Source organism: Paenibacillus algorifonticola (assembly GCF_000971975.1).
Lineage (GTDB): Bacteria > Bacillota > Bacilli > Paenibacillales > Paenibacillaceae > Pristimantibacillus > Pristimantibacillus algorifonticola.
Map to the genome: position 1 here is coordinate 19310 of NZ_LAQO01000015.1, position 22566 is coordinate 41875.

Genomic DNA, 22566 nt, shown 5'->3' on the forward strand with positions numbered 1-22566 from the left:
TTTATTTATTAGTAAACGTTTTACAAAGTATAAAATAATTGAATGTCGTTCACATCAATATTCCTAATATACAAACAAATGAAACCGTTGACAAGACTAAAATTTGTGTTACCATATGTTTGTAAAACGTTTTACTAATGGAGATGATGCAAATGAGGAAAGTGTTCTACAGGCCTGCGAATGGCTGGGTTGGTGATGTGATTCCGTTTTATGACAATGGGGAGTACAAGCTCTACTATCTTCACGACGAGAGAGAGGGGGGAGACTATGGCAACCATACCTCATGGAATTTGCTGGCCACCAGAAATGGACTTGACTTTAAGGATTATGGAGAGGTTCTGCCGAACGGAGATGAAACCGCTCTAGACCGGAATGCGTATACCGGCTCTGTGATCAAGGACAAGGAAGGTATGTACCATCTTTTCTACACGGGACATAATCCCAACCCTGCGTTTTGCAAGGATGGTAAGCCCTTACAAGTTGTGCTGCGGGCTACGGGTACCGACGGCATTCATTGGACGAAGGATAGCGGTTTTAAACTGTACGGGGATGAAGTGATTTATGAGCAATTTGATTGGCGTGATCCCTTTGTATTCTTCAACGAAGAGAAGCAGGAATATTGGATGCTGGTCACCACCAGGGAAATGAACTCTTCTGAGAAAAGAGGAGGGTGCATCGCACTTCTGACTTCTGATGACCTTGTGAACTGGAAATATGGTGAACCCTTCTACAGCCCGGATAAATACATTACGATGGAATGTCCCGATTATTTCAAGATGGGGGAATGGCACTACCTGATCTACTCCACCTTCAGTGAGAAGTTCGTCACCCATTATAAAAAGAGCAAAACAATCGATGGCTTATACACATCACCGACGCTGGACACCTTTGACGGCAGAGGATTTTATGCAGCCAAAACAGCTTCCGACGGCTTGAAGCGGTACGCCTTTGGCTGGGTTCCATCGAAGAAGGGCTCGAATGATTTTGGGGATTGGGAGTGGGCGGGCACTCTGGTTGCCCATGAGCTGCACCAGAACGAACACGGAGAACTTCTTGTGAGAATGCCGTCTTCCATCTATGGACATTTTAACAAGGAAGAGCGAATTCTGCTGCAAGAGGAGAAAAATTGCATTCAGCAGGATAACTGGCTTCAGCTTTCTTCTCCGGATGGTCTAGCTTATAGTGTGCTTAACTCTTTGCCTTCTCAGGTCATGCTTGAGGCTTCCTTTACGGATTGGCAGCGTGTGAAGGACTTTGGCATCGCAGTTCGCACGGACAAGGCGCTGGACAATGGTTACTTCATCAAATTTGATCCTTTTCACAACCGGATTGCCTTTGATATGTGGCCAAGAACAGAACCGGGATTCTTTCAATGGCAAATTGCCGGGGACAAGCCGCAAATGATTGAGCTGGAGCGTCCATTTGATTTTGCGAGTCACAGCCAGATTCATTTTCAGTTGATTCTCGAAGAAGATATCCTATGCCTGTATGTAAATGATGAAGTCGCCATGACAACGCGAATCTATAACTTCAAGGACGGTCATTTTGGTTTTTTCGTAAATGAAGGAGCTGTAAAGGTTCAGGACATCACCATGAAGACAAATGTTGAGCTTTAACTGGCAAAAAGGCTTCACGGCAATTATAGGGATTAATTTATTGGAGGGGTTTTAATATGACAAAAAAATTGTCAAAGGTTATCACTGGTCTTGCAGTTTTCTCCTTGGCAGCAACTGTTCTGGCAGGCTGCGGTAGCTCCGCAGACAACAATAGCTCAGATAATGCTGGTTCCTCGAATTCACCTAAGGAGCAAACGCTGACCTGGCTCTCGGCCAGACCGGAGAATGGGGCTATTGTTCAGACGGTTCGTGAGCTTGCCGACCGATTCACCGCCGATCATCCGGGCTTTAAGCTGGATATTCAGGTAACAGCGGACAGACCTTCTTACCTGACCAAACTGAGAACGCTAGTTGCTTCAGGAAATATGCCGGACTTCATTGATAGTGATGCTGATCCTTTCGCTCAGGAACTTGTAAACGCAGGCTACCTGGTGGACATGGAGAAATTCCTGAAGGAGGAGGGAGTGTACGACCAGTTCTATGAGCCTGCGCTAAAATATCAGGAGTTGCCGGATGGAAGCCTGTATCTTCTGCCGATGGAATACCATATGGAAATGACATGGTATAACAAAAAAATATTTGCTGACAACAACCTTGAAGTGCCCAAAACCCTCGATGATCTGCTTGCGGTCAGCGATGCGCTTAAAGACAAGGGAATTACACCTATCGCTGTTGACGGCGTTGATGTATGGCCAGTATTGCGTTATGCGGCTATGTACCCGTTCCGGACCACAGGCAATCAGTTCATCCGGAATTTGAGTCAAGGCAAAACCAAAATGTCCGATGCGACAGGCATGCAGGCGGCGAACTTTGCTTCTCAAATCGGAAAATACTTTCAGGATGGATTCGCTACCACCGATTATACGACAGCCAAAAATCTGTTTCTGAACGGCCAGGCTGCCATGTACAACATGGGAACTTGGGAAATACCATCCTTTGTGGAAGACAGCCTGCCGGAAGGACTCAAGGGCAATGTGGATTACTTCTATCTGCCAACCACCAGCAATGCGCTCACACCGGCTAATGAATTTTTCGGCAACAGTGGCATCGGACTCGGAGCTTCCGCGAAAACATTCGATGGACTGCCTAAAGAATTCCTTAGTTATGTGCTGAAAAATTACAGCGATGTCTATGTAGCCAAACAACAAATGTCACCGCTTAAATTCACCATTGATGACGAATCCAAATTTTCTGAGCTATTCCTGCGGATTAAAAGGGATATGGACAATTATGGCTCAGAGTTTGCCAAGCCTTGGGATACTCTGCTTGATCCGAACACCAACTCGGTGATGAGCGACCTGATTACCAAACTGACCATGGGCTTTATGACTCCAGAGGATTTTGCCAAGCAGATTGATAATGCCATTACCAAGAATACAGCCAGCAAATAAGAATAGTAGTTCTTCTTATACTTTGATAATTCTCCGCCCGGACATAGGGCCGGGCGGAGATCTTTATCAACAGTAGCGTGATTACAGAAGCGGGGTGACCCTATATGAATGTGCTTAAAGACAAAAAAGCATGGTTAATTTTTATATTGCCGGCTTTGATATTTTATCTGGGAACGGTCTTTGTCCCCATTATCCAGTCTCTTAAATACGGGTTTCAGCAATGGAATGGCATTCAGGAGCCGCGTTACATCGGCTTTGATAATTATATTGCAATGTTCAAAGATTCGTATTTCTGGAATGCTGTGCAAAACAATCTGGTATATGTGGTAATAGTGGTATTTATGCAAGTGTTTATCGGCTTGTTTTTTGCCCTGTTGCTCTCCTATGTTAACAAAGGTGCAGGAATCTTCAGAACACTGTATTACCTGCCAGCAGTTGTTGTAACCATAGCTATTGCGCAAATGTTCCGAAATTTTTATTCCCTTCAGCCTCTTGGTCTATTGAATATGTTTCTAGATTGGGTGGGCCTGAGCCATCTTCAGTCCGCCTGGCTCTCCAATCCCGATACTGCATTAATCGCTGTATCCATCCCTGAGGGATGGCGATTTATCGGGATGTATATGGTTATCTTTTATGCGGCGCTAATTGCAATTCCCAAAGAAATTGAAGAAGCGGCTAAGATTGACGGTGTAAACGGCTGGCAACTTATTCGTTATATTAAGCTTCCGAGCATCATGCATGTGCTAAGCCTATCTTTGATTATGTGTACCACAGGGGCTCTGAGGGGCTTCGATATTCCTTACATTATCGGTGTGCCAGGGTCTTCAACAGAGTTGGTTACCACCTATATGTATAAACAAGCGTTCTCCACCATCCAGTATGGATACGGAAGTTCGATTGCTGTGTTCATCGTTATTGAAAGTCTGCTTGCAGTATTGCTCATACGGGCTATTTTTAATTCAAGAAAAGGAGATGCCTGACATGTCCAAGAAGAAAAAGCTCTCCTATTCTCTTTTGTATTATCTGGTCATTGCGATTCTGCTGATTCAAATCTATCCGGTAGTCTGGCTGATGCTATCCAGCTTTAAGTCGAGCATCGAGTTGACTACACAGCCGTTTGCAATGCCTTCGTCCTGGTCGTTCGAAAACTATGCGAGTGTATTCCGGGAGAGCAGTCTGTTGCTGTATATCAAGAACACCGCTATTGTGACGTTTACCTGTCTCGCACTGATTGTGTTTCTGAGCGCGACGGCAGGCTTTGCCCTTGTCAAAATGATCAACCGACTGAATTCGAAGCTGCTGTTGTTCTTCACGATAGGCATTATGATTCCGATTCAGGTTACGCTGATTCCTCTGTTTATTATGTACAAAGATTATGGTTTGCTCAATTCGTATGCGGCGCTGATCCTGCCTCAGGTTGGTTTTGCCTTGCCATTGTCTATTCTGATCTTCACCAGCTTCTACAGATATGTGCCGGGTGAACTCCTAGAGGCTGCAGTAATCGACGGATGCAACATTTTTCAGGTGTTTTTCCGAATTGTTTCGCCGCTTACGGTTAATACCACCATTACGGTGGCATCTATTAACTTTATTTTCATCTGGAATGATTTCGTGTTCTCTAATACGTTCACGAATGATAAGGCATACAAGACAATTGCCGTTGGGCTGCAGGAATTTATTGGTGCCTTTGGGGCTACAGACTGGGGCCAGACTTTTGCAGCAATCAGCATCAGCATTATTCCCATTATTGTTACGTACTTGTTCTTGAATAAATATGTGATGGCCGGTGTATCTGATGGTGCAGTTAAAGGATAAGGAGACGATTAACCATGCAATCCATGAATCAGCTGTTTGGTAGAATGAAAGGTAGGAGCAGAGCGATTACGGCGGAGAATCCGCAGGGTCTCAAAGGGGAGGGCGGTAAAGCGGAAGGCCCCCTTGGCGTTGCCCGCAAAGGAAAAGCGTTCATCTCCCTCAAGCAGGGAGAATCCGCAACGCTTGTTGATATTGAAGGACCCGGAATCATTCAGCATATCTGGATGACCGTTACAGATAAGACCGAATCGGGCTGGTTCGTCCTGCGCGATCTTGTGCTGCGCATGTACTGGGACAATGAAGAACATCCATCCGTTGAAGTACCGCTGGGCGATTTCTTCTGCAATGGCTTTGGGGCACGTACGGTTGTCAATTCACTGCCGATTGTCGTTAATCCGGTCGGCGGTATGAACAGCTACTTTGCCATGCCCTTCCGCCAAGCCGCGAAAGTAACGATTACGAATGAGCATCCGCAGAGTATTGAGGCGTTTTTCTATCAATTCGACTATATGCTGGTTGATGAATTGGATGAGGATATCGAGTATTTTCACGCCCAATTTCGCAGAGAAAATCCTACTGTGCTGAGGCAGGATTACACCCTTATTGATGGAATTAAAGGAAGAGGCAAATTTATCGGTACCTATATGTCCTGGACTTCTCTATCCCGTTATTGGTATGGTGAGGGAGAAGTGAAATTCTATATTGACGGCGACCAAGATTGGCCGACGATTTGCGGTACCGGGGCCGAGGATTATTTCGGCGGTGCATGGGGGTTTGTAAAGTATGATAACGGAAACCCGGTACATGAGCAAACCTACTCGACTCCCTTTATGGGTTTTCCTTATTTTGAGACGAGAGACAATACCCGGTCACATATTTATGATGGGGCGGCTTGCCCGATGCGGGGCTTCTATCGTTGGCATATCCTTGATCCAATTCTGTTCGAAGAGGATCTGAGGGTGACCGTACAGCAAATTGGACATGATGGCCAAGCTTTATTTGAACGAAGTGACGATATTAGTTCGGTAAGCTACTGGTATCAGACTGAACCGCATCAGTCGTTCCCAGAATTTCCGGCAGTAATGGACAGGCGTCCGCGATAACTGCGGAGGTGCAGGCGTTGTCCAAGTAAATTCGCAGAGGTGCATCAAATGGCAAAACAAAGAGTTACGGTAGTTCAGGTCGCCAAAGACGCGGGCGTATCGCCTGCAACTGTCTCTCATTTCATGAACGGCAATTTTCATCGGATGCGTCAGGAGACCCGAGATAAAATAAGCGACTCGATCACCAAGCTCGGATATCAGGTAAATCCCGTTGCCAAAAGCCTGATTACCGGCAAAATGCATACCATCGGACTGGTTCTGTCAAACAGTACATACGATGGTTATTTTGAAGATTTGTATTTCTTGCATTTTGCCAAGGTGTTGAAGCAACAACTGAAGACTATGGGCTACAAGCTGATCCTCCTGGACTTTGATGAGATATTCATGAATATCCAAATGGTCGATGGAATTATCGTAAAGGCCACCTCGGAGACAGAAAAATTCATGCCCAGACTCATGGAACTCAACGTTCCGGTAATTACCATTGGCAGGCACAATCTATCCTACGGCGCCCATATTGTCCGGGTGAATGACTATCAATGCGGCCAAACGGGAGTGGACCATTTAATGTCTCAGGGATATCAGAAAATTATCATTCTGACCTATCCACATGGTGAGGTTCCCGGTTTCGACGATAGGTTGAACGGTGCTTCCCGCTCTCTTCAGGAGAAAGGGAATCTGACGACGGTCATTACAGGAGATATGACAGAAAGCTTCGGGTACGAAACTGTGATGCAGTTGGTCAAGAATGGCCAGCTACCGCAGGCGTTGTTCTGCCTCAATGATATCACTGCCATTGGGGTGTTGAAGGCTTGTAAGGATCTGAATCTGTCCATACCAGAGAAGCTTGCGGTATTGGGTGTGGATGATATGCCGACTGTATCCGAGTTGCTCAGTCTGTCCACGATCCGGCATCCGATTAACGATCTGGCGAAGAATGCCTCTGAGCTAATAATTCAATCTATTGAAACGAAGGGGGAATCTGCTCATCCTGTCGACAGGATGTTCCCCATTGAACTAATGGCAAGACTTACCAGTTGAGCAAGCATACCAGGAATACGCGAAGGTTAGAGAGGATACGGGCTGTCGAGAAATTTTCGGCAGCCTTTTTCTAAATAGTATGACTAGCGAAGCTAGGCACAACTAGCCGGTGAGAGTTCGGTCGAGGTAGGAGCTAAGTCACAAAGTGCACCGTGACGATATCATCTGGCAAGCATGTAGGCGAGTGAAAGCAAGGGGCGGAGCGGTGGTTTGGATGGGATAAGCATCACTTATATCGTCAAAGACGACTACGGGGAAGAAGGATTTGTAAACGAAGTCCAAAACAGTCTGAAAGTAGGGAAGTAACATTCCTTATCAGCAAGGAGAAAGGAAATACCGAAGTCGGACGGGAAGATGCGCCCCTTAGGCATTCCTGCTCTCCAAGAAAGCGTCGTCCAGATGGCGACAAAAATGGTGATGGAGCCGGAATATGCTCATGACTTTTTTGGCGCTGCATTCCATTCGTTTATGGCCTAAATAAGTTTGCGAATACGCTATAGTTCGGAACTCTAACGAGATTAAGGTTTTTCACCGTATTCTTTACCGAAGTCCTCCATTTTTTCAAGGATCGGTAGTAATTTGTTTCCCTTGTCTGTTAACGAATACTCTACTCGCGGAGGAACTTCTGGATAAACATCACGTTTTATAACTCCATCGTTCTCCAACTCTTTAAGCTGCTTTGTGAGAGAGCCTTGTGATAAATCTCCAAGAAATTTTTTTATATCCGTGTAACGGCGTGTTTCTCCTTTTAGATACCATAATATAAAATATTTCCAACGTCCTGAAAGGACATTTTGAGTTAAGGCTATCGCATACATGTCTCTATTTTCATCCATAAATTCTTGCTCAAATCCTTCATTACAAACCTTCATTATTATCACTCCCATTCTAAAGGTACAAAAAGTTGTACTAGGTTCAACTATATTGCCCTCTTTGCAAATAAACCTAATGACTTTATGATTATGTCATCAAACACAAGTAAACAGTTAGTAAGCTAAATGAAATTTTGGATTTATATTTAGTAAGCTAATTAAATATAACACAGAAAGGAGTAATTGATAAGTGAATACAGCCAATAGACTAAAACTTTCGATTTTGGACTTTGTTCATATTTATAAAGGAACTGCGGCTACGAAAAGTCTTCAAGACATGACGGAAATGGTTCAATTCGCAGAACAGTGGGGGTTCAACAGGTATTGGTTCACTGAACACCATAACACAACAACTTTGATGGGTACTTCACCAGACTTGCTGAGCCTGCATGCAGCAGCTCACACCAAAAGCATTCGAGTAGGTTCCGGGGGGATCATGTTGCCTAACCACAGCCCCTTGAAAGTGATGGAGAACTTTACTCTTCTCGAAGGATTATATCCAGGGCGTATTGACCTCGGGATTGGCAGGGCTTCGGGTACTGATGGCAGAACCATGTTGGCATTGTTAAGATCACGAGAATTAATGGAGGTTAATGATTTTCCTGAGCAATTAGATAACCTGCTTTCCTTTTTTGAACGTAACTTTAAAGAAAACCACCCGTTTAGTCACATCAATCCTCCTGGTGATAAATCAATGGTTCCAGATATGTTTATGTTGGGATCTAGCGAGGGTGGATTGCATTTTGCCTTGGAAAAAGGATTAGGGTTTGTATTTGCTGCTCATTTGGCCCCACAACTAGCTATTCCCATGTTAAGAGCTTATCATTCGGGTTTTAAACCTTCCTCGTATTTAAGTGAACCCCAAAGTATGTTAACGACGATCGTTATTACAGCTGAGACGGAAGAAGAGGCTAAATATATAGCAGGACCGGCGGAGTTAATGTGGGCACAGATGAGTACAGGGACGAGAAATCTTACGTTTCCTACACCTGAAGAAGCCAAAAATCACACATACACTCCTCATGAAGAGCTGGCGAGGGAACGAAATAAAGAACGTTTTGTGATTGGAAGTGTTGGACAGGTTGCTGAGCAACTGCAACAAATTGCGAAAGCAAGTTTAGTGGATGAAATCATGATTGCAGACTTTTATCCTAATCAAGAAAGCCGAAAGAAAGGGCATGAATTATTGGCAAAGGAATTAAATTTATCGCAGGGGGAGCAATGAACTTGCGTAAAGGAGACCACCCAACAATGGAAAGAAGAAAACTTAAATTAGGTGGTATCATTGATGGCGTTGGTTGGAATCACACGGGTTGGCGCCACCCCGATATTCCTGCAGATGCCAGTGAAAATGTTGATTATTACGTTCAAAAAGCCATACAGCTTGAGCAGGGTAAGTTTGATCTCATTTTTTTAGCTGACGTCAGCCATATTGGACCTGGCATGATACCACACTATCTAAGCATGTTTGAGGGCGTATCTATATTGTCTGCATTAAGTATGGTGACTCACTCCATTGGCTTGGCCGCAACAATAGCTACTTCGTATGCTGATCCATTTACGGTTGCCAGGCAGATAGCCTCGCTGGACAAGATTAGCAAAGGCCGAGCAGGATGGAATGCGATCACCTCCAATCCAGGAGGATTAGCCAATTACAGTCGGTCCCATTTAAGTAAAGCAGATCTTTATCCCATGAAAAAAGAGTTTTTAGAGATCGTTGAAGGCCTATGGGATTCGTACGAGGACGATGCTTTCATACGTGATAAAGGAAGCGGGATATTTTTTGATCCTAGTAAAATGCATCCGATAAATTACAGCGGGAATTACTTTTCAGTGGAGGGGCCATTAAATGTTAGTCGATCTCGACAAGGAAGACCGGTCGTCTTTCAAGCCGGCACCTCCTTGGACTTCATGAATGTAGCTGCAAAGCATGCCGAAGTCATCATGGCGCCAGGTGATTTTGATTATCTTAAAGGATTCGTTTTTGAACTCAAAAAAAGAGTGCAAAATCAAGGACGTTCACCAAACGATCTACTGATTATGCCTTCTCATAGCCCCATAGTTGGCGAAACGGAAAAAGAAGCATTAGAAAAGCTAAGGGAAATGGAATCATGGATGCCTAAAGGTTATCGCATGCCAAAACCTACATTGATGGGATCAGCTGAGAATGTTGCAGAAAAAATAGAACATTGGTATAGAGCAGGCGTTATGGATATATTGCTGATTAGACAAGACTATCCGGCAGGATTTGAGGATTTTATTCAATTAGTTGTACCTATTTTGCAAGATAAGGGCATATTCCGAAAGGAATATGAGGACAACACACTACGAGGTAATTTAGAACTGCCATACCCTGAAAACAGGTATAAAAAATAATAAATCACATAAAAAAGAGGAGAAATGAACGGTGAAAAACCAAATTACTGAACTACTAGGAATAGAGTATCCCATTATCTCAGCTGCAATGACATGGGTGACTTCGGCTGAATTTGTTGCAGCAGTATCCAATGCAGGTGGAATGGGTGTGTTGGGGCCAAATGCTGGCCAAACGGAAAAATCAACGAGTGCAGAAGACATGGCTAATCGACTGATGTATCTTCCGAGAACGATTGGAATGAGGTAGTCAGAAAAAAGCATTGAAGTTTATGGGGAAGTTGATATTTTAGTCAACAATGCTGGAATTGCAGCTACGAAGTCCTACAAGGATACAACCATTGATTATTGGAACTTGGCACTAGATATCAATGCATGGAGTCAATTTGTAGGTATTAAGACAATTGTGCCGTTCATGAAAGAAAATGTAGCGGTTCAATAGTTAACATTGGTTCATTGGCAAGTAAGCTGCATTCAGCAGGAGGTTTTAATGCTTATACTGCCAGCAAAGGTGCTATTCAAGCTTTATTCAAGGCTCTGAGCAAAGACCAAATTACAGAACGCGCGCAAGAAATACCCATCAAAAGATTAGGGCAGTCTCAAGAGGTTGCAAATCTAGCTTTGTTCCTTGCGAGTGATGAAGCCTCTTATATAACGGGGGCAGATCATGTAATTGATGGAGGATTGTCTGTGAAGTAATGTAACCTTGTATTAAGTTAGTATATGAGGCCAGCTATAATCAAAGCCTCATATACTATCACTTTTATTTATGTTAATAAAATTTGAAGGAAGTTCATCATACGTTAATTTTCACATCCATCTCCCTCGATATAGCTAGCCCGCTAAATAAAATGAGAGTGAGGATGAATGAATGACAGATCAAGTGGATTGTGATATTCGTCAGTCGTTAGACCGAGTTTCCTCTCAAATGCGTCGACATTATAGCGACTCTCTAAGAGAACTAAACCTTTACGCGGGTCAAGATAATTTACTGTGTCGCTTGTGGTTAGATGATGGAATCACACAAATGCAACTCAGTGAACATCTAAAATGCGAACCTCCTACGGTAACCAATATGGTTAAATCATTAGAGCAAAATGGGTTTATAACCCGGAAACGTGATGAACAAGATGCAAGAGTCATGCGAATTTATCTCACCGACAAAGGAAAAGAATTAGAGGTTCCTGTTAAGATCAAATGGAAAGCACAACAGGAAAAATTGCTACAGGCCGTTACTATAGAAGAGCGTTTGAACCTCCGACAATTAATTCAGAAATTGGAGAGGAATTTATCATGAATCCTTCATCACCGGGTGTATTCTAAGAAATTTAAATATTTGTGATTTAGTATGAACATGAGCAAAGGGGATTATTGGGGTTGCCTTTCCCATGCACTATGATCTATAGAAGAGAGGTTACTATTTGAAAACAATTACTATAATTGGCGCTGGGCCAGGCCTGGGTTTCTCACTGGCCAAAACATTTGGAAAACATGTTTTTCGCATCGCTATGGTATCCAGAAGCCAGGACAAGCTTAATCAATACGCAGAATAGTTGAATGAGATGGGAATAGAGGCCAAGGGATTCGACTCGGATATTACCAACAAGATGCAACTAACCGCAGCATTTCATCAAATTAGAAATATATTTGGCATAATCGATGTAGTGGAATTCAGTCCCCATAACGGAAATGTGCAAGTGGCCCCTGTCCTGGAAACGACAGACGAAAGCGCACATCATATTTTCAGTAATGTAGTCATTGGAGCTATTAATACCGCTAGACAAGTTATTCCGGAAATGATTGCACGTGGTCAAGGCGCGCTTCTTTTTACAAGTGAACTATCTGCCATGTTTCCAAGTTCCATGTTTGGAAATTCAGGTATAGCCATGTCCGGATAGCGGAACTATATTCTTAATTTGCATGATGCATTACTACCTCAAGGCGTATTCGTTGGGCATCTTTCTATTAGTCCACTTATGAAGAAAGATACTGGTTTTGATCCGGATCAGGTCGCTGCACATGGTATGACCTATACGAGCACAGAACACAGGCAGAAGAGACCTTTCCCAAGAGTATCAAGCAATTGATGAGTTAATGGATGGATTGGGACAGTAGAACATATCAAGATTTTTTCATAAGTGATTGATCTGTTTAAGAACAGGATACAGCTGAATTAGTACATTTAAAAATAAGGGAGATGTTTTCATTGGATAAAAAAATTCGTACAGGAATCATAGGTGCTTCAATTAATAATGGTTGGGCGAGTGGTACACATATTCCAGCCATTGAGCATTTGGATGAGTTTGAGCTTACTGCAGTGGGGACAAGTAATATGGCGAGTGCAAAGAAGAGCGCAGAAGCTTTCCATGCAGATCACGGCTTTGATAATATGGAGGAACTGGCTCAACATCCTGATGTGGACATGGTCGTCGTCAGTATTAACGTCAAGGAACATTATAATGCGGTTAAAGCCATTGTGCCTGCTGGAAAACCGATCTATTGCGAATGGCCACTGGGATCAAATACGAATGAAGCACTTGAAATGAAAGAATGGGTAGCTTCCGCAAATTTGCCAAATGCGATTGGATTACAGGCCAGACAAGCCCCAGCCATTCGGTATGTGAAAGATTTATTGGCAGAAGGTTATGTTGGGAAAGTATTGTCTGCCAATCTAAAGATCTCCATTGATGGCATGGGTGGCGTGGGTGACAAGTCCAGTGAGTACTTGTTTGATCGGAAGATTGGAGGGAACTTGCTGACCATTGTAGGTGGACATAATCTGGATGCATTTACCTACATGCTTGGGGACTTTACCGAACTTTCTGCTCTCACAGCACAGCAGTTTCCTGAAGTCGAATTGGTGGATATTCAGAAAGTCATCAAGAAGACGACAGATGATCAAATACTGATTACTGGAAAATTAACGAGTGGTGCCGCAGCCAGTGTTCATATTCAAGGAGGAGTCAAACATCAAACAGGACTAACACTTGAAATTTTTGGAGATAAGGGCACAATCGTGCTGAGTGCGCCTGCATCCATTCAATTCGGATCACACCAATTACGCGGTGCAGGACCTACTGATAACGAGCTTCGTGAACTAACCATTCCGGATTCCTATTACTGGGCCCCGCAATCTCTAAAGAATGACTCAGGGTTTGTTCTGAATATGGCTCAAGCTTATCGTAAGTTCGCCCAAGATATTCAAGAGGGAACATCCTTAACTCCTACTTTCGCGGATGCGGTGAAACTTCATCAGTTACTGGATGCTATCGAAAAATCAGCACAGACCGGTGAACGTCAATACTTTTAATGCTTAGTTCGATGTTCTTCTTATTGAAATCTCCAGGATTAGTAACAGCTGCACAAGTAAAAGAAGCGACATTAGTGGCTGCAATTAGATCTAAACGAGTATCAGACGTCTAACTGTTTAGAGTTGCCTTGTTGTAAATGTGGAAACATATGTACAGCATTAGGAGATAAGAAATTCCCCATCATAAATGCTGGATTAAGTTTAAGAATTGCTCAAGAGGAAAGTCCTGCGTTACGTACAGTTCCCCAACTTCCCATTTATCCGTCCAGTATTTTATAGGCCAGTTGTATAAAATACAATAAAAAAAGCCGTAGCTGTTGTTACATAACTATGGCTCCTTTTTTTCGATTAGTCAATGTGTATCATTTGAACAATATGCTCAGCTATACTTTGTTCTGTTAGTTTAGTTTGTTCAGCAGTATGCAGAGTAACTGCTTCATTAATCATGTTGGCATAGATTTGTACGTACAAAGTACGTTCATCAGAGTATATTTCCTGCATACAAAGATTCAAATAATGCTTTAGTGCAATGACTAATTTTGAAGAGAGTAGAGGAATAATTTTGTTATAGTTCCGGCGACATTTCTTTTTGACTTGTTGATGATACTCAAATGCTGCGAATACTAATTGCATCATATTGTCTTTTGTAAATGTACACACACCATTAGTATGTTGTTGAATAAGTTCTTCCGCTGATTTTCTTATAATCTCATCCAACAATTTATATTTATCTTGGAAATGAGCATAAAAAGTTGCTCTATTGATTTGGGCCCGTTCCGTTAAATTTTGTATTGTTATTTTATCAAAATCTTTTTCTTCCATCAGTTCAAAAAGTGACTCAAAAATGGATTCTCTTGTTCGAGTTGTACGAATATTTCTTACTTTAAGTCCCATGGATCTAGCTCCTTTTTTTAAACCAACAAATGGCTCGCATTGTTGGTTGTTCCTCAATGATGTTCCGGATACAATTGAACTACTAAAGCAACTATTGTTGTAATAGTATAATACTAAGAAGGTGGTTAGTCCATTCAGAAACTTTAAAGTGCAAGGTTAATAGTAAGTACAGATTTCATCTAACAATGTAATAAAATTTCAAAGTAATTAAAAACCAAATATTGGAGGAATTTTAAATGAAACTTACAGGAAACACGATCTTCATTACAGGTGGCGGTTCAGGAATTGGACGTGCATTGGCAGAAGCTTTACACAACCTTGGAAACAAAGTAATCATCTCAGGTAGAAGAAAAGAGCGTCTGGAGGAAGTACTAAGTGCTAATCCCGGAATGTCTTCAGTTGAACTGGACATACAGGATCTTTCCAGTATTGAGGCAACCGCTAAGCAACTTATTCGGGACTTCCCTGATTTGAATGTCTTATTTAATAACGCTGGCATCATGCTTTTCGATGAGGCTGCGGGTGTGATTAATGAAGAGGTTCTGGTTTCAACGGTCTCAACAAACTTGCTTGGACCAATTCGAATGACGTCTTCATTAATCGAACATTTGAAGTCTAAAGAAGAAGCTGTGATCATTAATACGACTTCTGCGGTCGGGTTTGTTCCGTACGCAGCGACTGCGGTGTATTCGGCGACCAAAGCAGCGCTCCATTCCTATACCTTATCACAACGTTATTTGTTTAAAGATACAACAGTAAAAGTATTAGAAATCATACCACCTGGGGTTCAAACGGAACTCATGACAGATCTTAGTGACAATCCGCATGCGATGCCACTTGAAGCATTCATTGAAGAAACAATAAGATTACTCGGTACGGATGCTGAAGAGGTTCTAGTGGAACAAGCGAAAATGATTCGTGATAATCAAGGCCCGAATGAAGGAGCTTTTGTAATGCAACTTAACGATATGGCGACCCAAGCAGCAACAGACCATTAATTTCATCCTTCTATGACTGTCGGTTTCATTGTTACCAAGCTATGCCTCAATTAAAGCTGATAGCAAATAAAAAATATCGTTGGGAGAGAGTCAATATGCTGATCAGCAATAATTATCAAAAGACTCCACAGGCACTTAATGTCGGGCTTTGGTGCAAGAACGACTTCTCTGGAAGTCGTTGATCGGTTTGAGCTTGATGGTAAACGTACGATTGTAACCGGCGGACATTCCGGAATTGGTTTTTAGATTACCCTTGCATTGGCTGCAGCAGGTGCTACTGTCACCGTACTTGCTTGTTCACCTGAGCAAGCAAGTTCTGCGATTGACCATGTTCTGATGGACCCCGTTTCTATTGATACTTTTGCCCAACGTTTCCTTGCTTCAGGCAAATCATTGGACATCTTGATCAACAACGCGGTTATAATGGCACCTCCATTAGTCCGAAATCTATGGGGTTATAAGTCCCAATTCGCTGTAAATCCTCTAGGTCATTTTCAATTGACACTTCGTCTATGGCCAGCCTCAAAGAGAGTGGGCGCAGCTCGGGTTGTATCATTCTCTTCGTTAGAGATTCGTTTCGGCGGGGTGAACTTCTCAGATCCTAACTTTAAAGTATGATAAATGGAGAGCTTACGGCCAATCGAAATCAGCTAATGCTTTGTTTACAGTAGGACTTGATAAGCGCGGTTATCTGGATGGCATAAGAGCATTCTCCGTGTATCCGGGGCGTATTAAGAGAAATCTCGCTCGGTTTTATCGGTCCAGGAACGTGCCGTTGATGTGGAATGCAAAACTGCGGAGCAGGGTGCAGCAATTAGTATCTGGAGTGCAACGAGCCCGCAGTTGGAGGGAAAAGGCGGTATTTACTTCATGGACTACGATATTGCGGATTATATTCCCGAAGGCTCCTCGCATAAAGGGATAAAATACCCTTGAAAGGCGTTTTGCCTTGGACCGTTGATCCAGAGATGGCTGAACGCTTGTGGATAATGAGTGAGGAAATGACGGGGGTCACGTTTGAAGATTAATATTTTTTGTAACGATCCACGGTTATGAAAGCCATGGATCGTTACAATGTAATAATCGTTTTTTATGCGTGAGAAATGATCTGAGGCAATAAATAAGACAATCGGTATAAGTTCTTATCCTCTGGCACACATATGATGGATTTATGCAATAAGGTTAACTTTAACAGACTGCAATGAAAAAAATAAGAAGAAGTGTGTGTCGAGGGACAAGAACATAGTCTCATTGAAGTCGCTATTATAGCGGCTTTTTTATTTTTTCGTTACAAGTTCTTGTCCCGAGCCAAGGGCAAGAACTTGTAACGATTATCGATTAGTCATCTATCTACTTAATTTCTGCTCGCCAATTTAACTTAATATGATATGTAGCAATCCAGACATTGTGTGTAATCAGAACTTATCAAATTAGAAATCCCTACCAGTAAATAAACTGATAGAGTAAAATGTCTCTTATTATCATAATTTAGAGTTAGTCAGAACCAAATGTAGAAGTTGCAGAATAAATAACAGTATCGGTTGCCAAGGTTCCTCTTACAACGGTAATAGTAATTCCTACAAGGGCTAAGGGGAGTTGTACAGAAACTGTTCCCTTAAATTGAACTCTGAGATTTGTTCCTGCGCCTGCAGTTTGCAGACCGATTTGACCAAAAAGTTGAGGGGGATTAAGGACAGTAATTGGAATAGTAATTGAGTTGGCCAGAGGCTGGTACGACCTATACGAGCGTAGAATACAAGCAGAAGAGACATTCCCTATGGATATCATGCAGTTATTGAGCTAATTCATCAAACAGGATTAACACTTGAAATTTTTGGGGATAAGGGCACAATCGTGCTGAGTGCGCCTGCATCTATTCAATTCGGATCACACCAATTACGCGGTGCAGGACCTACTGACAAAGAACTTCGTGAACTAACCATTCCGGTTTCTTATTACCGGGTCCCAGATTCCCTCAAAGACGACTCAGGATTTGTTCTGAATATGGCACAGGCTTATCGTAAGTTCGCCCAAGATATTCAAGAAGGAACGTCCTTAACACCTACATTCGCGGATGCGGTCAAGCTTCATCAGTTACTTGATGCCGTCGAAAAATCAGCACAAAATGGTGAACGTCAATATTTTTAATGTTTAAAAACTCGAATCCGCGGCGAACAAGCAAGCACATTGCAGCTGCGGATTTTTGACCGTTTGCAAACACTCCTAATCTAAAGGTACAAAAAGTTGTACTATGTTCATTCAAATTGCCCTCTTTGCAGATGTAACAAATAAATTTATGATGGTGTCAATGTCACTGAACAGAACAAAATCATATAACATTTAATTAGCAGGCTAATTATTATAGCGCTACAAAAGGGTGATTCCACTCTTGGCCCATCCGTAATGAAGGAGAAGAATGTTATGGAAAAAAGAAGTAAGATGCAACTGGCTTTACAGATGATTTCTGGATACGGAGCTGAATTCAGCGCATGGAGGATGCCTGGCACGGACCCTGCAGCTTACACCAATATGGATAGTTATGTGGAGCGGGCTAAATTAGCTGAACAAGGAAAATTTCAAATGATCTTCATTGCCGTTACTCCCGTATTATCCAGCAACTTAGGTCCTCAGACGCCTATGTTCCCTATGGATCCTATGTTGGCACTGATGGCTGTAGCAAGAGAGACGAAACACATTGGGCTTGTTGCTACTCTCTCTACGACATTTAATTACCCATACAACATCGCACGTCAGTTCAAAGCACTGGATGTAATCAGTCATGGACGTGTGGGATGGAATGCGGTTACCACATCCGACCCCTTAGCGGCAGCAAATTTCGGTGCCCGGGTTACCGAACGCAAAGAACGATATGACAAGGCACATGAGAGCATACAAATTGTTCAGGCCTTGTGGGGGAGTTGGGAATCAGACGCATGGACGTTAGATGTAGAAGGAGGGAAATTTGCCGATATGGACAAAATCCAGCCTATAAACCTTCAGGGTCAATATTATGCCTCTCGTGGTCCTCTGCCCATTCCCCCTTCCGAGCAAGGACAGCCTGTTATTTTCCAGGCAGGTGGAGGAAGAGAAGGACTAGAATTGGCGGGGAAATATGCTTCGGGTGTCTACGCCAATCCTTATGATATAGCGTCTGCTCGTGAACACAGACAAGCAATCCGACAAAGTGCTGTCCGTTTCGGTCGAAACCCTGATGATATCAAGATGTTTGCAGGTTTTATGTTTTCTCTGGCTTCAACGGAAGAAGAAGCTCTGAATCGTCGGAAACAGCTTATGAACTTCAATCCCCAGGAAATCCCCAATAGGGTAAGTTATCTCGGTTCCATGATTGGTGTACCCTTATCGGTAAACTTGGTTGATATCGATAAGCCAATACCGGCTGACTTGTTGAAAAATGCATATGCCAACCCAAGGGACCCACGTTCTCCAATAGCCTTGAAATTGTTGTTGCAAGGTCTATCCGTTCGGGATGTTCTCGCTCACGGGGTAATCAACTATCATCCCGTCGTTGCAGGCACACCCACACAGGTTGCTGACTTTTTAGAAGAATGGTTTTTGGCTGAAGCATGTGACAGGTTCTCAGTCGTACCCGATGTATCTTTTGATGGTGTTGCGGATTTTGTAAATCAGGTTATACCCATCTTGCAGGAGCGTGGTTTGTTCCACAAGGAATATGAAGGAAAAACACTACGCGAGAATATGAGCATTCCTTACGAATATGGAATGCGGGAATATGGAATAAACGAATAGAGGAGAGGGTTTTAATGAATCATACGCTTGAATTGCTTCATAACCATACATCATTTCGTTCTTACACATCTCAACCCCTGACTCAGGAACAAATCGATGCGATCTTTCATGCAGCGAATCAAACTTCATCGTTCAGTCTCCTACAGGCCGTGTCCATTATTCGAATCACCGATCCGATTCTTCGAAAAAAAGTCAGACACCTTTCTGTCAATCAACCTTATGTTGAAGAAGCGGCTGAGTTTTGGATTTTCTGTGCAGATTTTAACCAGAATCATCAAATTGCTCCGGAAGTGGATATCGAATATATTGAATTTCTGTTAATCGGTTCATTCGACGCCGGACTGGTAGCACAAAATGCGTTGACCGCTGCCGAATCCATGGGGCTAGGCGGGGTGTATATTGGTGGGATCAGAGCAAATATTAACGAACTATCTGACGTATTGGGTTTACCGAAGTATGTGATTCCTTTAGTGGGGCTATGCATCGGTCATCCAGCTGAAAATAAGCCTGAGCTGAAACCTCGGCTGCCTCAATCCATGGTTTTACTTGAAAATCAGTATCAATCTCTTGATCAAGAAAAATTAGCTATCTATGATGAAACCATGTTGAAGTATTATGAAAATCGTCCGACGAGAGCCCCTTTCACCGTGAAAAAAGTAAAAGGATGGAGTGACCACATCCAGGATCATCTTCAGAGAAGTATTCAGCCTCAAATGATGGAGTATTTGAACAAACAAGGGTTTGCCAAAAAATAAGTTTCAGACGGAGCCAAACATTTGGACCTTAGAGCTGCCACCAATAGGCGGTAGCTCTAAGGTAAATTGACACCTGTAGTTCACCGTGATACATTTAGTCTGCTAAATATCATTTGGATGACAGGAAGGGATAATTCATGACAGATGCAGTAGATTGTGATATTCGACAGTCGTTAGATCGAATTTCCTCCCAAATGCGTAGAAACTATAGTGAATCTCTTAGGGAGCTTAATCTCTATGTAGGGCAAGATAACTTGTTGTATCGTCTGTGGTTGGGTGATGGGGTAACACAAATGCAACTATGTGAGCACTTGAAGTGCGAGCCACCAACGGTAACAAACATGGTTAAATCACTGGAGCAGAACGGATTTATATATCGTAAACGTGATGTGCAAGATGCAAGAATCATGCGTATTTTTCTAACGGACAAAGGAAAAGAATTAGAAAAACCGGTTGAGATTAAATGGAGGGAGCAGCAGGAGAAATTGCTTCAAACCATTTCTAAGGAAGATCGGTTGATATTAAGACATTTAATGCAACAAATGGAGAGGAATATAGTATGACTCTCTATTTCTTCGATATATACTTAGCTTGCTAAATATGCATGATGAAATTTGCTAAGCATAATCAAGCTTGGTTCAACAAATAAAAACAGAGGAGCGTATGAACATGCTGATCCCATATCTGAACAGAATTAATGAATTAAGCAGAAAACAAAGTAATAGTGGTCTGACCGACCAGGAGAGATCAGAACAGAAGGAGCTTCGGCAAAATTACTTGAAAATGATTCGAGGGCAAGTTCAAACAACGATGCTTGCGGTATCCGTGGTAGATTCTAAAGGTAATGATGTCACCCCATCAAAATTGGTTGATGAAAAGAAAATCCTTTCCGATCAAAATCGCTAAATTAGCGGATTTTTGTTTCGGGAATGGGAATGTGTACCTCTGTCAATAGAGTAGACACAAGAAACCGAGAGAATTAAGCGGCCTTTCGGTACCTGCGTTCGCATTCATTGGGAGTGAGATACCCGATGGTCGAGTGAATGCGTTTAGCATTGTAGAAGCAGAGGATGTATTCAAAGATGCGTTTGCATGCTTGCTCCCGAGTCTTGAAGCGCTCCAAATAAATGAGTTCCTTTTTAAGAACGCTATGGAATGCTTCGATGAAAGCATGGTCATAGCAGTTGCCTTTGCGACTCAAACTCGCCTTCATTTTGTAGGTTTTTAGACGGGCTTGGTAGTCATGAGAAGCATACTGACTGCCTCGATCAGAGTGATGCAGCACTTCACCAGTTGGACGCTGCTGCTGATGCGCCCGATCAAGCGCCTGAAGGACTAATTCCTTTGTCATCCGATCACTCATTGGAAAGCCCACAATTTTGCGGCTATACAAATCCATGACGCTCGTCAAATAGAGCCATCCTTCATCCGTGGCGATGTAGGTTACCCAAGCTTGATTGGGTGCCTCAGGCCTGAATTGGCGTTTGAGTACATTCTCGGCGACAGGCAGGTTATGTTTGGAGTGTCGCTTTATATTTTTTAACGGTTCGGGATTTCAGACCCTGCTCCTTCATCATTCGAGCGACGGTCTTCTCCGAGACGTTCCTGCCTTGTTTATGAAGCATCTGTGTAACCTTTGGGCTTCCATAAAGCCTCCGGGAATCGAGAAAAATGCGCCGAATACGCTGTTCCAGTTTTTTACGGCTTTTCTCTCGTTTGCTGACTTTACGTGTGGTCCATTTGTAATAACCGCTTCTGGAAACGCCCATAGCAGCACATAACTTCGCGACACGGAACTAGAAGCGGTGATCGTGGATGAAAGCATAGATCAGCGCCGGTCTTTTGCAAAGTAGTGCATGGCCTTTTTCAAATGTCATTTTCCTCTTGCAAGTCACGGATTTGCTTTTGTAGAGCTTTGACGGCTTTGTCCTCTTCTTTCAGTTGTCCACTGCCAGGAAAGGCTTGTCCACCATCTTGTTTGATTTCGGATACCCACCTATAAACGGTATTGACGTGCAGCCCTAATTCCTCTGCAACCTGAGGGGCGGTTTTCCCCTCTTCTTGAATCATCTGGACAACTTGTCTTTTAAATGCTTGATCATAATGTTTCTTTGTCACTTCGTTCACCTCAAATTTGGATAGGTCTATTTTATCCGATTCTCGGTTCTCCGTGTCTACTTTTTAGTCTAACAACATTTCATGAGCAGATGAGGATTTTTGATATGATTTAAGTGTTGATTCAAAAAAACTTAAAAGTGTCCAATGACAATAAGTTGGCATGTCGACAGTAATGTGAGTACAGAAGTTGATACCGAGCAGTTTGAAAAAATATAATTGTCTATGTATTTGCAATATTCGGAGTAAACTCCAAGACTATGGAATCGGCAACCTCTAGAAAAGTCCCGATAATGGTATTTAATCAGCTGAGCTTTTTTATTTGAAGTGTCTCAAAAAGCATGCTTTTTGAGATGCTTTTTTTGCCCATTTTTTACGTTTCAGAATGCCATGATTTGAACAAAACCGATGGGCGTGGCTGCAAATGGAACGGAAAAGTATTTTATTGGAATGATCAATAATCCCATAATTAGTCTTGGGAATGCCGTTGCCTCTTCGATTGGGGAGGGAGATTC

Annotated in this window: 22 protein-coding genes and 2 pseudogenes; 21 read left to right on the top strand and 3 right to left on the bottom strand. The window is 42.7% G+C overall.

The genetic code is table 11. From position 1 onward, the window contains the following. Positions 1-152: 152 nt before the first annotated feature. From WH37_RS19475 to WH37_RS19500, 6 genes are all read left to right on the top strand, one after another. Positions 153-1616, top strand: coding sequence for a glycoside hydrolase family 32 protein (locus tag WH37_RS19475; protein ID WP_046232306.1), 1464 nt, complete (start codon positions 153-155; stop codon positions 1614-1616). Positions 1617-1672: 56 nt separating this feature from the next. Next, on the top strand, positions 1673-3007 hold the full coding sequence (locus WH37_RS19480; protein WP_046232307.1) for an ABC transporter substrate-binding protein: 1335 nt from the start codon (positions 1673-1675) through the stop codon (positions 3005-3007). Positions 3008-3111: 104 nt separating this feature from the next. Beyond that, positions 3112-3987: a carbohydrate ABC transporter permease gene (locus tag WH37_RS19485; RefSeq protein ID WP_046232308.1), complete on the top strand. Its 876-nt coding sequence runs from the start codon at positions 3112-3114 to the stop codon at positions 3985-3987. Position 3988: 1 nt separating this feature from the next. Beyond that, positions 3989-4822, top strand: a complete 834-nt coding sequence (locus WH37_RS19490; protein ID WP_046232309.1) for a carbohydrate ABC transporter permease — start codon at positions 3989-3991, stop codon at positions 4820-4822. A gap of 14 nt (positions 4823-4836) precedes the next feature. Continuing rightward, positions 4837-5925: a glycoside hydrolase family 172 protein gene (locus tag WH37_RS19495; RefSeq protein WP_046232310.1), complete on the top strand. Its 1089-nt coding sequence runs from the start codon at positions 4837-4839 to the stop codon at positions 5923-5925. A 48-nt stretch (positions 5926-5973) separates the two neighbouring features. Further along, positions 5974-6966: a LacI family DNA-binding transcriptional regulator gene (locus WH37_RS19500; protein WP_046232311.1), complete on the top strand. Its 993-nt coding sequence runs from the start codon at positions 5974-5976 to the stop codon at positions 6964-6966. 518 nt (positions 6967-7484) lie between these two features. On the opposite strand, the gene WH37_RS19505 is transcribed toward WH37_RS19500, so the two are convergent. Further along, the gene (locus tag WH37_RS19505; RefSeq protein WP_081418719.1) at positions 7485-7838 is read right to left on the bottom strand and encodes a winged helix-turn-helix transcriptional regulator; all 354 of its coding nucleotides are present in this window, start codon (positions 7836-7838) and stop codon (positions 7485-7487) included. Positions 7839-8028: 190 nt separating this feature from the next. On the opposite strand from WH37_RS19505, the gene WH37_RS19510 reads away from it, so the two are divergent. The 8 genes and pseudogenes from WH37_RS19510 to WH37_RS19535 all read left to right on the top strand — a co-directional run bounded on the left by WH37_RS19510 (position 8029) and on the right by WH37_RS19535 (position 13521). After that, on the top strand, positions 8029-9063 hold the full coding sequence (locus tag WH37_RS19510) for an LLM class flavin-dependent oxidoreductase (protein WP_046232312.1): 1035 nt from the start codon (positions 8029-8031) through the stop codon (positions 9061-9063). A 26-nt stretch (positions 9064-9089) separates the two neighbouring features. Next, positions 9090-10214 (top strand): NtaA/DmoA family FMN-dependent monooxygenase, encoded by a 1125-nt coding sequence (locus WH37_RS19515; RefSeq protein WP_046232313.1) that lies wholly within the window; start codon positions 9090-9092, stop codon positions 10212-10214. A 31-nt stretch (positions 10215-10245) separates the two neighbouring features. Beyond that, positions 10246-10461 (top strand): nitronate monooxygenase, encoded by a 216-nt coding sequence (locus WH37_RS33800; RefSeq protein ID WP_052737082.1) that lies wholly within the window; start codon positions 10246-10248, stop codon positions 10459-10461. 12 nt (positions 10462-10473) lie between these two features. After that, positions 10474-10703 (top strand): annotated as a pseudogene (locus WH37_RS34840) (SDR family NAD(P)-dependent oxidoreductase); the annotation flags it as partial. Between the two features lie 60 nt (positions 10704-10763). Continuing rightward, positions 10764-10910, top strand: a complete 147-nt coding sequence (locus WH37_RS36560; RefSeq protein ID WP_269431336.1) for an SDR family oxidoreductase — start codon at positions 10764-10766, stop codon at positions 10908-10910. Between the two features lie 172 nt (positions 10911-11082). Beyond that, complete coding sequence (locus tag WH37_RS19525; protein ID WP_046232314.1) at positions 11083-11508, top strand: MarR family winged helix-turn-helix transcriptional regulator; 426 nt, start codon at positions 11083-11085, stop codon at positions 11506-11508. A 265-nt stretch (positions 11509-11773) separates the two neighbouring features. Then, complete coding sequence (locus tag WH37_RS34845) at positions 11774-12109, top strand: SDR family NAD(P)-dependent oxidoreductase (RefSeq protein ID WP_143088568.1); 336 nt, start codon at positions 11774-11776, stop codon at positions 12107-12109. A 308-nt stretch (positions 12110-12417) separates the two neighbouring features. After that, complete coding sequence (locus WH37_RS19535) at positions 12418-13521, top strand: Gfo/Idh/MocA family protein (protein ID WP_052737085.1); 1104 nt, start codon at positions 12418-12420, stop codon at positions 13519-13521. Positions 13522-13869: 348 nt separating this feature from the next. On the opposite strand, the gene WH37_RS19540 is transcribed toward WH37_RS19535, so the two are convergent. After that, positions 13870-14415 (bottom strand): TetR/AcrR family transcriptional regulator, encoded by a 546-nt coding sequence (locus WH37_RS19540; RefSeq protein ID WP_046232316.1) that lies wholly within the window; start codon positions 14413-14415, stop codon positions 13870-13872. Between the two features lie 236 nt (positions 14416-14651). On the opposite strand from WH37_RS19540, the gene WH37_RS19545 reads away from it, so the two are divergent. From WH37_RS19545 to WH37_RS19575, 7 genes are all read left to right on the top strand, one after another. Beyond that, positions 14652-15413: an SDR family oxidoreductase gene (locus WH37_RS19545; RefSeq protein WP_046232317.1), complete on the top strand. Its 762-nt coding sequence runs from the start codon at positions 14652-14654 to the stop codon at positions 15411-15413. Positions 15414-16193: 780 nt separating this feature from the next. Then, positions 16194-16349, top strand: a complete 156-nt coding sequence (locus WH37_RS36565) for a hypothetical protein (protein WP_231594291.1) — start codon at positions 16194-16196, stop codon at positions 16347-16349. 867 nt (positions 16350-17216) lie between these two features. Further along, positions 17217-17561 carry a Gfo/Idh/MocA family oxidoreductase gene (locus WH37_RS19555; protein ID WP_331458065.1) on the top strand — a complete coding sequence of 115 codons (345 nt, stop codon included), beginning with the start codon at positions 17217-17219 and terminating at the stop codon, positions 17559-17561. Between the two features lie 273 nt (positions 17562-17834). Further along, positions 17835-19181 carry an NtaA/DmoA family FMN-dependent monooxygenase gene (locus WH37_RS19560; RefSeq protein ID WP_082110911.1) on the top strand — a complete coding sequence of 449 codons (1347 nt, stop codon included), beginning with the start codon at positions 17835-17837 and terminating at the stop codon, positions 19179-19181. Between the two features lie 14 nt (positions 19182-19195). Next, complete coding sequence (gene nfsA, locus WH37_RS19565; protein WP_046232320.1) at positions 19196-19936, top strand: oxygen-insensitive NADPH nitroreductase; 741 nt, start codon at positions 19196-19198, stop codon at positions 19934-19936. Between the two features lie 137 nt (positions 19937-20073). After that, positions 20074-20499 carry a MarR family winged helix-turn-helix transcriptional regulator gene (locus WH37_RS19570; RefSeq protein ID WP_046232321.1) on the top strand — a complete coding sequence of 142 codons (426 nt, stop codon included), beginning with the start codon at positions 20074-20076 and terminating at the stop codon, positions 20497-20499. A 106-nt stretch (positions 20500-20605) separates the two neighbouring features. Then, on the top strand, positions 20606-20842 hold the full coding sequence (locus tag WH37_RS19575; protein WP_046232322.1) for a DUF896 domain-containing protein: 237 nt from the start codon (positions 20606-20608) through the stop codon (positions 20840-20842). Between the two features lie 73 nt (positions 20843-20915). Here the strand turns inward: WH37_RS19575 and WH37_RS37465 are convergent. Then, positions 20916-22006 (bottom strand): annotated as a pseudogene (locus tag WH37_RS37465) (IS3 family transposase). Between the last annotated feature and the right edge of the window lie 560 nt (positions 22007-22566).

Coding starts and splice junctions, on each gene's coding strand:
- WH37_RS19475 (WP_046232306.1), top strand. CDS start 153: ATGAGGAAAGTGTTCTACAGGCCTGCGAATGGCTGGGTTGGTGATGTG.
- WH37_RS19480 (WP_046232307.1), top strand. CDS start 1,673: ATGACAAAAAAATTGTCAAAGGTTATCACTGGTCTTGCAGTTTTCTCC.
- WH37_RS19485 (WP_046232308.1), top strand. CDS start 3,112: ATGAATGTGCTTAAAGACAAAAAAGCATGGTTAATTTTTATATTGCCG.
- WH37_RS19490 (WP_046232309.1), top strand. CDS start 3,989: ATGTCCAAGAAGAAAAAGCTCTCCTATTCTCTTTTGTATTATCTGGTC.
- WH37_RS19495 (WP_046232310.1), top strand. CDS start 4,837: ATGCAATCCATGAATCAGCTGTTTGGTAGAATGAAAGGTAGGAGCAGA.
- WH37_RS19500 (WP_046232311.1), top strand. CDS start 5,974: ATGGCAAAACAAAGAGTTACGGTAGTTCAGGTCGCCAAAGACGCGGGC.
- WH37_RS19505 (WP_081418719.1), bottom strand. CDS start 7,838: ATGAAGGTTTGTAATGAAGGATTTGAGCAAGAATTTATGGATGAAAAT.
- WH37_RS19515 (WP_046232313.1), top strand. CDS start 9,090: ATGGAAAGAAGAAAACTTAAATTAGGTGGTATCATTGATGGCGTTGGT.
- WH37_RS19525 (WP_046232314.1), top strand. CDS start 11,083: ATGACAGATCAAGTGGATTGTGATATTCGTCAGTCGTTAGACCGAGTT.
- WH37_RS34845 (WP_143088568.1), top strand. CDS start 11,774: ATGGGAATAGAGGCCAAGGGATTCGACTCGGATATTACCAACAAGATG.
- WH37_RS19540 (WP_046232316.1), bottom strand. CDS start 14,415: ATGGGACTTAAAGTAAGAAATATTCGTACAACTCGAACAAGAGAATCC.
- WH37_RS19545 (WP_046232317.1), top strand. CDS start 14,652: ATGAAACTTACAGGAAACACGATCTTCATTACAGGTGGCGGTTCAGGA.
- WH37_RS19560 (WP_082110911.1), top strand. CDS start 17,835: ATGGAAAAAAGAAGTAAGATGCAACTGGCTTTACAGATGATTTCTGGA.
- nfsA (WP_046232320.1), top strand. CDS start 19,196: ATGAATCATACGCTTGAATTGCTTCATAACCATACATCATTTCGTTCT.
- WH37_RS19570 (WP_046232321.1), top strand. CDS start 20,074: ATGACAGATGCAGTAGATTGTGATATTCGACAGTCGTTAGATCGAATT.
- WH37_RS19575 (WP_046232322.1), top strand. CDS start 20,606: ATGCTGATCCCATATCTGAACAGAATTAATGAATTAAGCAGAAAACAA.